This window comes from Amycolatopsis sp. H20-H5 (assembly GCF_035828755.1).
Taxonomy (GTDB): domain Bacteria; phylum Actinomycetota; class Actinomycetes; order Mycobacteriales; family Pseudonocardiaceae; genus Amycolatopsis.
This window is the reverse complement of sequence record NZ_JAYMZS010000206.1, coordinates 1-8,296: the sequence shown is the minus strand read 5'-3', so window position 1 is coordinate 8,296 and position 8,296 is coordinate 1. Positions and strand designations below refer to the sequence as shown.

Sequence of the window (8,296 nt, the reverse complement as noted above, 5' to 3'; positions counted from 1 at the left end):
ATGAAGTACCGCGGGTCGAAGCCGTTCACGGAGTCGAACGCCTCACGCCGGAACAGCTGACAGGAGCCGGAAAGCCAGCCGGAGACACGCTCGACCGGGGTGGCCTTCTCCTGCCGGTACTCCCGGGTCCACGGGTTTCCCGGCCAGACCTTGGCGAACACCGCGTGCCCGATCCCCCGGCCGAACGACGGCAGCAGCCGCGCCGAGGGGTAGACGGTGCCGTCGAGATCGTGGATCAGCGGCCCGAACGCCCCGCCGCGCGGCCACCGCCCGGCCGCCGCGAGCAGCGCGTCGAGCGAACCGGGCTCCCACTCGGCGTCCGGGTTCACCACGGCCACCCAGCCGACACTGTCGTCGAGCTCGGCGACCCCGCGGTTCGCGGCCGTGCCGAAGCCGACGTTCTCGCCGAGGCTGAGCAGCGTCACGTTGTCACGCTTGGCGGCCTTCTCCGGCGCGCCATCGGTGGAGTCGTTGTCGACGACGACGACTCCGACGTCCCGATCGGTCGCCTTCCCGAGCGTGTCGAGCATGCGCTCCAGGGTGTCGCCGGAGAAATAGGTCACGGTCACGACGGCGAGCCCGTCGCCGTAGCTGGGGTGATCGGTCACGCGGTCATTGTCCACCCGTCACCCAGCGCGACCCCGCTACCCCTGCGGACGACTCGGCGCAGCACGAGCAACTCGCTTTTCATGTCGACGCCTGGCGGCCGACGTGCCAGGCCGGAGCAGAAACAACAGGTCGCCCGGGTTGATGTAGAACACGTGGGGGTTGCGGTTGTGCGGGCCCCAGCCTGTCGATCCACGCAGCAACACTGTGCTGCCCGCCGCGGGAAAGACGCCTTTGAACCAGGAATCCTGCGCGTAGCGGGTCTCCTGCCAGACGATCACCGCCTTGGTTCCCCGTCTCGCCCGCTGGTAGACGGTCCGGACCTGCGCGATGGCACTGTTCGGCGTCCGCGCTGCGAGCTCCTTCATGACGTACCACTGTCGCGTCGCCTCACGATCACTCTTTCGCCGTTGAACCAGCCAGAGCCAAAAGATCAGCGAGGGGATCCCGAAACCCACGATCGGGCAAAGGAGCACAGCCAGGTAGTCCAAAGCATTTCCCTCCCCAGGGAGCACGGCTACGCAAACAGCGAAAGCCCGCGAGACGACCGTCACGGGCTTCGACACTCAGCCCCACAGGGGCCTTGTGAGGTCAAGGATACCGAACACAGCCGACCACCCGCGTCAGGCGGCGCGGCTGAGGTGGCGCGTCCAGGCTTTGCCGTAAGCCTCGCGATGCCGCTCCGCGGTGGTGGCCCAGGAAAACTCCTTCGCCCGCCGCTGCGCCGCGGCCGCGAGGACCGCACGCCGCGACGGGTCGTCGAGCAGCTCCGAAATCGCCGCCGCGACATCACCCGCGCCGACGCCGCAGTAGGCGACAGCGTCGCCGCCGACCTCGGGCAGCGAGAGCCGCCGCGTGGTCACCACGCAGGCGCCGCAGGCCATCGCCTCCAGCACCGGCAGCCCGAAACCCTCACCGAGACTCGGGTACGCGACGAGCTCCGAGCCGCCCAGGAACCCGGCGAGCGTGCCGAAGGGCAGATAACCGGCGCGGATGACACGCAGCCGGTGAGGCACCGCGTCGAGGGCCCGCTCCACCTGCGAATCCCAGCCGGGCTGACCGGCCAGCACGAGCGCGGGCGGGTTCGGGCGGTTGGCGACCGCGCGGGCGAAGCCGCGGATCAACGCGGGCACGTTCTTGCGCGGTTCCAGCGCGCCGAGGAACGCGACGTACGGGGTGCTGCCAAGCCCGACGGCGGCGCGCGCGGCGGCGATCTCGTCCGGGGAAGGCGGGTGGAAGCGCTCGGAGTCGACGCCGTGGTGAATGATCTCGACCTCGGCCGCGCGGCCCGGGGCGACCTTGGCGAGCTCCTGGGCCGTCGCCACGCTCGGCACCACGCACAGTGAAGCGCGACGCAGCGCGGTCGACGTCCACGCTCGGAAGAACCGGGCCTTCACGGACGAGTGAAGGACGGCGTCGGTGAAGAAGGTCGCGTCATGCAGCGTGACGACGGACGCGGCCGAACTGGCCAGTGGCATCGTGTAGTGCGGCGAGTGGACGACGTCCGCGGCGAGCCTGCGGGCGAGGCGCGGCAGGGTCGCTTGTTCCCAGGTCAGGCGGGCCGTCCTGGTGGAGGTCGACGGCGAGGCAGGCACGATCCGGGACGACCGGGCGAGCCGGTCGTAGAGCGGGATGTCCCTCGGCTGGCAGACCACGGTGAGCTTCGCGCCGTCGGCGTCCAGCGCCGCGACCAGGGAGTCGACATACCGGCCGACCCCGCCCCTGTCCGCGGGGACAGCGGTCGCGTCGAGCAGTACGCGAGGTTCACCGGTCACCCCTGCAGGGTACGACCGGGAGCCCGGCCGATGGTCAAGAACCAGCAAACTGGTTCACTCCCGTCGCAGGTGAAGTGCCCAAACGGCCCTCGCGGCGCGCTCCCAGGAGAACTCCGCCGCCCGCGCAAGACCTGCCGCCCGCAAAGTGTTCACTCGATCGGGTGATATCACGACCTCCTTCAACGCCGAAGCGAGCGCGGCGGCGTCGCCGCGCGGAACCATGACGCCCGCTCCCCCGGCGACCTCGGCCAGCGCGGGCGCATCCGAGTGCACGACCGGCACCCCGGCCGCCATCGCCTCGAGCAGCGGCAGCCCGAATCCCTCCGCGAGGCTCGGGACCGCCAGCACGCTCGCGTTCCGCAACGTCGCCGCGAGCTGGGCGTCGGTGAGCTTCCCGAGTACGCGCACCTGCCCGTCGGCCAGCCCGCGCTCGCGCGCCAGGCGCAGCGGATCGATCCCGCCCCAGCCCGGCGGCCCGGCGAAGACCAGCGGCGGCGCGTCGAACCGGTTCACCGCGTCGACCAGGACACAGACGCCCTTGCGCGGCTCGAGGGTGCCGATGGCCAGGATGTACCGGTCCGGCAGGTCCAGCTCCTCGTAGGCCTCCGGCGCGCGGACGCCGTGCGGGATCACGTGCAGCGGCGCGACCGGCTTCACCAGCTCGGCAAGGTCGTCGGCGACCGCGCGGGTGGGCACCACCAGCGCGTCCGCGTGCCGCGCCGCACGGCTGATCATCGCCTGGTGCCAGCTCACCCCGCGCGGGGTGAGGGTGTGCGGATGCGTCCACGGGACGGTGTCGTGCACGGTCACCGACAGCGTCCGCCCGCGCGGCGCCCGAGCCGGGGCGAGCGGGGTCGTCGCGTGCACCGCGTCGCCGCCGGGCCACCACGGCAGGCCCAGCTGCCAAGCCGCGACGAGCGCCCGTGGCGGCAACGGCAGCACCTTCGGCTCGCCGACGCCCTCGATCTCAGCCGCGGAGACGTCGGAATGCCTGGCCACGACGCTCGACACGGTCCAGCCGGGCGGCGCGGACGCGGCCAGCGCGCGCAGCAGCTCACCGGTGTACCGGCCGGTCCCGCCGGGGACGGGCGCGAGCAGCTGCTCGGCGATGACGACCAGTTCGGGCATGGGCTCTATTGTCGGGCACGTGGAAACCGCCGAGTCCGGCACCACCGTGGTCGTGGTGACCTGGCGGGGCGCCGGGCACCTCACCGACTGCCTCGACGCCCTCGCCGCCCAGGACCGTCCACATCGGACTCTCGTGGTGGACAACGCCGCCGACGACGCCACCGCGCGGCTGCTCGCCGCGCACCCGTCCGCGCCGCGGGTCCTCCGCCTGCCTCGCAACACCGGGTACGCGGGCGCGATGTCGGCGGCGCTCGCCGAGGTGACCACCCCGCGGATGGCCTGGCTGAACGACGACGCCGCGCCTGGACCCGGCTGGCTCGCCGCGCTGGAAGACGCCCTCGACGCGGCCCCGCTGGCCGCCGCCGCGAGCGCCCGGCTGACGCGGCCGGACGGCTCCGTGCAGTCCACCGGGGTCCGGCTGACCGCCGACGGCCACGGCGCCGACCTCACCGAACCCACCCCGGACGTCTTCGGCTTCTGCGGCGGCGCGGCGCTGCTGCGGACCGACGCGCTGCGTGCCGTGGGCGGCGTCCCGGCTTCGTATTTCTGCTACTACGAGGACACCGACACCGCGTGGCGGCTGCGGCTGGCGGGCTGGGACGTCGTCAGCGTCGAAAAAGCCCAGGTCACGCACCTGCACGGGGCGAGCACGAACCCCGGCTCGCCGCTGTTCCACCGCTGGAACGAGCGCAACCGCCTGCTGACGCTGCTGCGCTGCGCCCCCGGCCCGGTCGCGGCGCGGGAGCTCGCGAAGTTCGCCGTGCTCACCGCCGTTCTCCCCCTCCGCGGGAAACCGGAGGCCGCGAATTTCCGGCTCGGCCTGCGTGCCGGGGTGCTCGCCGCGGTGGCCGCCCGGCTACCGGCGACGTTGCTCGCCCGCGCCGCGATCACCCGGCGCTCGACGCTGGGCCGAGGCGCGGTCTGGGAAGCCTGGGCTGGCAATTAAGCTACCCGCACAATCCAGACATGAGGGAGCCGTCTTGCCGCAGGGGGAAACACAGCCACTCGTCTCCGTGATCGTGGTGAACTACCGCGGCGCCGAGGACACCATCACCTGCCTGCGCGCGCTCACCACGGAACTCGACTACCCGAACTTCGAGATCGTGTGCGTCGAAAACGGCTCCGGCGGCGATGACGCGGCCCGGATCAAGGCCGCCGTGCCCGAGGTCACCCTGATCGAGTCGCCGGACAACACCGGGTTCGCCGGTGGCTGCAACCTCGGCGCCCGGCACGCGAACGGGACCGTGCTGGCCTTCCTCAACAACGACGCCCGCCCAGACCCCGCCTGGGCGAGCGCCGCGGTCGCGGAGCTGCGCGCGCAGCCGACGGTCGCCGCGGTCGCGAGCAAGGTCGTCGACTGGGAGGGCACCGGGACCGACTTCGTCGACGGCGGGCTCACCTGGTTCGGCATGGGCTACAAGCGCCACGCGGGCAGTCCGCTGGCCGACGTCCCGGCCGCCGAGCACGAGGTGGGCAAGGACGTCCTGTTCGCCACCGGCTCGGCGATGTTCGTCCGCGCCGGGGTGTTCGCCGAGCTGGGCGGCTTCGACGAGCGGTTCTTCATGTTCTACGAGGACGTCGACCTCGGCTGGCGGCTGAACCTGCGCGGGTGGCGCGTCCGGTACGTGCCCGAGTCGCTGGCGTATCACCGCCACCACGCGACCATGGCCGCCGTGGACGCGCCGGACACCGGCCGCGAGACGTTCCTGCTGGAGCGCAACGCGCTGGCCGCGATGTACAAGAACCTGTCCGACGAGACGCTGGCCCGCGCCCTGCCCGCCGCGCTGGCGCTGGCCGTGCGCCGGGCGACGGCGCGCGGTGACCTCGACGCGACCCAGCTCGACCTCGAAAAGGGCGTCGGCCCGGTCGAGACCGGGCCGGTGGCCATCCCGCGGACCACGCTGGCGGGAATGCTGGCGATCGACCAGTTCGTCGAGCTGCTGCCCTCGCTGGCGGAGTCCCGCGCGGTCGAGCAGGAAGCTCGTGTCCGCACCGACGCCGACCTGATTCCCTTGCTGCGCAAGGCTTTGGAGCCCGCGTACCCGCTGCCGCGCTATCTCGACGCGCACGAGATCCTGGTCACCGCGTTCGGCATCGAGCGCGTCTTCGGGCAGCGCCGCAAGATCCTGGTCATCACCGGCGACGCGATCACCGAACGCATGGCGGGCCCGGCGATCCGCGCGTGGAACATCTCCGCGACGCTGGCGAACGAGCACGACGTCCACCTGGTCACCACGAACCCGCTGGCCGCGCCGCTGCCGGCGCCGTTCCGGATCAGCGCGGCGACCCGGCGCGAGCTGGAAGCGCCGATCGCCTGGGCCGACATCGTGATCCTGCAGGGCCACGTCCTCGAACTCGCGCCGGTGCTGAAGAAGGAGCATTCGACCAAGATCGTCGTCGCGGACCTGTACGACCCGATGCACCTGGAGCTGCTCGAACAGGGCAAGGGCGCCGCGGACGACCAGCGCGCCCTCGACCTGATCGGCGTCACCAAGGTGCTCGACGCGCAGCTGGAGCGCGGCGACTTCTTCCTGTGCGCTTCCGAGCGTCAGCGCCACTTCTGGCTGGGTCACCTGGCCGCGATGGGGCGGCTGACGCCCCGGCTCTACGACGCCGACCCGACCACCCAATCACTGCTCGCGGTCGTCCCTTTCGGACTGTCCACAGAGGCCCCGGTCCGCACCGGGCCCGGCCTGCGAGCCACCCTCGACGGCATCGGCGACACCGACCACGTCGTGCTCTGGGCGGGCGGGGTGTACAGCTGGTTCGACCCGCTGACGCTGGTCCGCGCGATCGAAAAGCTGCGGCAGCGGCGCGGCGACGTCCGGCTCGTGTTCCTCGGCATGAAGCACCCGAACCCCGAGGTCGCCGAGATGGACATCGGCGCGCGGACGATCCGGCTGGCGGATTCGCTGGGCCTGACGGACAAGCACGTGTTCTTCAACGAGCACTGGGTCCCGTTCGGCGACCGGCAGAACTGGCTGCTGGACGCGAACTGCGGCGTCACCACGCATTTCGAGCACGTCGAAACGACCTTCGCCTTCCGGACCAGGGTGCTCGACTACCTGTGGGCCGGGCTGCCGATCGTCACCACCGACGGCGACGCGTTCGCCGACCTCGTGCGCGAGGAGAAGCTGGGCGTCGTGGTCCCGGCCGAGGACGCGGACGCGCTCGCCGCGGCGCTCGAGAAGTCCTTGTACGACGAGGAGTTCGCCGCCGGGTGCGTCGAGCGGATCGCCGTGGTGGCCCAGCGGTACACGTGGCCGACGGCGCTGAAGCCGCTGGTCGAGTTCTGCCGTGACCCGCGGCCCGCGGCCGACCGGCTCCCCGGCACGGCCGACCTGGTGGTCACGCCGCCGGTGCGGGGCCGGGAAATGGTGCGGCGCGACGTCGACCTGGTCCGGGAGTACCTCGCCGACGGCGGCCCGAAGGAACTCGTGCGGCGCGTCGGCGGCCGGGTGCTCAAAGTGGCCAAAGAGCGGCTGAACCGTGGCTGACCGGCCGTTGCGCGTGCTGCTCGACGGCACTCCCCTGCTCGGCGCCAGGACGGGCATCGGCCGCTACACCGCGTCCATCCTCGAAGAGCTCGCCGCGATGTCCGATGTGGACACTCGCGCGGTCGCGTTCACCTTGCGGGGCTGGCGAAAGCTGCGCCAGGTGCTGCCACATGGCGTTGAGCCTCGGGGAATGCCCGTGGCCGCGCGGCTGCTGCGCAAGACCTGGTTGCGGTCACAGTTCCCGCCGGTGGAGCTTTTCGCCGGGTCCACCGATGTCGTGCACGGCACCAACTTCGTGCTACCGGGCCGGTTCCGCGCGGCGGGCGTGGTGACGATCCACGACCTGGCGTTCCTCGACGCGCCCGACGAGCTGGCTCCCAGCGACCACGAACTGCCACGGCTGGTGCGGCGGGGCGCCGAGAGCGCGGACATCATCTGCACGCCGACCGCGGCCGTCGCCGACGCCGTGGCACAGCGGCTCGACGTCGACCGGGCCAAGATCGAGGTGACCCCGCTGGGCGTCGACCTCGCGTGGTTCAACGCGCGCCCACCGGAGAAGGAACGGCGGGAGCGTTTGGGCTTGCCTTCGGAGTACCTGCTTTTCGTGGGGGCCGCCGGGCCGCGTAAGGGGCTCGAGTGGCTCCTTCAGGCGCACACGGCGGGCACCGACCTGCCGCCGCTGGTGTTCGTCGGACCCGGCCCGTTCCCGCTCACCGAGCGATCCACCCACCTCGGCTATCTGTCCGAAGTGGACCTTCGTGAGGTGGTGGCCGGCGCCAAGGCGCTCGTGTTGCCGTCACGGGATGAGGGGTTCGGGCTGCCCGTGCTGGAGGCCATGGCGTGCGATGTGCCGGTGGTCTGCTCGGACATCCCCGCCCTGCGCGAAACCGCGGGCGGGTGTGCGGGCCTGGTGCCTTACGGCGACGTCGAAGCTCTCACAGAAGGCTTGCGCACAGCCGTTTCCGACCCGCACGCGGTCGCGACCTCCGCCGCCCGCCGGGCCCACGCCACGACGTACACCTGGCGTGAGTGCACCCGAGCGACCATCGCCGCTTACCACCGCGCCCACACCCTTCGCACCTATAGCTGAGCGGGGTGGTCCCTGAAGGCCACCATGACGGCGTTAAACGCCGTCATGGTGGCCTTCAGGGACTTGTCTGGTTGCGTCCTGAGGTGTGGCTAGGAGCCTGTGTTTTTTGGCCAGCGCGCTCACAAACTCGCGCCGCCAGGCCGCCCCGGCACCCAGCGTCAGTGCGGGTTTTGCTTGAAGGGGGGCGACCTGCCGTCGCG

At 71.7% G+C, this 8,296-nt stretch carries 7 protein-coding genes; 3 read left to right on the top strand and 4 right to left on the bottom strand.

Annotated features, from left to right (window positions below; translation table 11 throughout):
* The 4 genes from QMK34_RS45995 to QMK34_RS45980 all read right to left on the bottom strand — a co-directional run.
* The coding region (locus QMK34_RS45995) for a glycosyltransferase family 2 protein (protein WP_326421249.1) at window positions 1–608 on the bottom strand (608 nt) is incomplete at its 3' end.
* 36 nt (window positions 609–644) lie between these two features.
* Complete coding sequence (locus QMK34_RS45990; RefSeq protein WP_326421247.1) at window positions 645–974, bottom strand: hypothetical protein; 330 nt, start codon at window positions 972–974, stop codon at window positions 645–647.
* Between the two features lie 255 nt (window positions 975–1,229).
* The gene (locus QMK34_RS45985) at window positions 1,230–2,381 is read right to left on the bottom strand and encodes a glycosyltransferase family 4 protein (protein ID WP_326421245.1); all 1,152 of its coding nucleotides are present in this window, start codon (window positions 2,379–2,381) and stop codon (window positions 1,230–1,232) included.
* A gap of 54 nt (window positions 2,382–2,435) precedes the next feature.
* Window positions 2,436–3,509: a glycosyltransferase family 4 protein gene (locus QMK34_RS45980; RefSeq protein WP_326421244.1), complete on the bottom strand. Its 1,074-nt coding sequence runs from the start codon at window positions 3,507–3,509 to the stop codon at window positions 2,436–2,438.
* On the opposite strand from QMK34_RS45980, the gene QMK34_RS45975 reads away from it, so the two are divergent.
* From QMK34_RS45975 to QMK34_RS45965, 3 genes are read left to right on the top strand one after another with little or no spacing between them, the layout of a single operon-like run.
* On the top strand, window positions 3,508–4,455 hold the full coding sequence (locus QMK34_RS45975; RefSeq protein WP_326421251.1) for a glycosyltransferase family 2 protein: 948 nt from the start codon (window positions 3,508–3,510) through the stop codon (window positions 4,453–4,455). The genes QMK34_RS45980 and QMK34_RS45975 overlap by 2 nt on opposite strands.
* A 34-nt stretch (window positions 4,456–4,489) precedes the next feature.
* Window positions 4,490–7,006 (top strand): glycosyltransferase, encoded by a 2,517-nt coding sequence (locus QMK34_RS45970; RefSeq protein WP_326421242.1) that lies wholly within the window; start codon window positions 4,490–4,492, stop codon window positions 7,004–7,006.
* Complete coding sequence (locus tag QMK34_RS45965) at window positions 6,999–8,096, top strand: glycosyltransferase family 4 protein (RefSeq protein WP_326421241.1); 1,098 nt, start codon at window positions 6,999–7,001, stop codon at window positions 8,094–8,096. Before QMK34_RS45970 ends, QMK34_RS45965 begins: the two co-directional genes overlap by 8 nt.
* Window positions 8,097–8,296 lie beyond the last annotated feature (200 nt).

Bases quoted from the DNA above. Each gene is read 5' to 3' on its own strand.
- QMK34_RS45990 (WP_326421247.1), bottom strand. From the start codon at position 974: ATGAAGGAGCTCGCAGCGCGGACGCCGAACAGTGCCATCGCGCAGGTC.
- QMK34_RS45975 (WP_326421251.1), top strand. From the start codon at position 3,508: ATGGGCTCTATTGTCGGGCACGTGGAAACCGCCGAGTCCGGCACCACC.
- QMK34_RS45980 (WP_326421244.1), bottom strand. From the start codon at position 3,509: ATGCCCGAACTGGTCGTCATCGCCGAGCAGCTGCTCGCGCCCGTCCCC.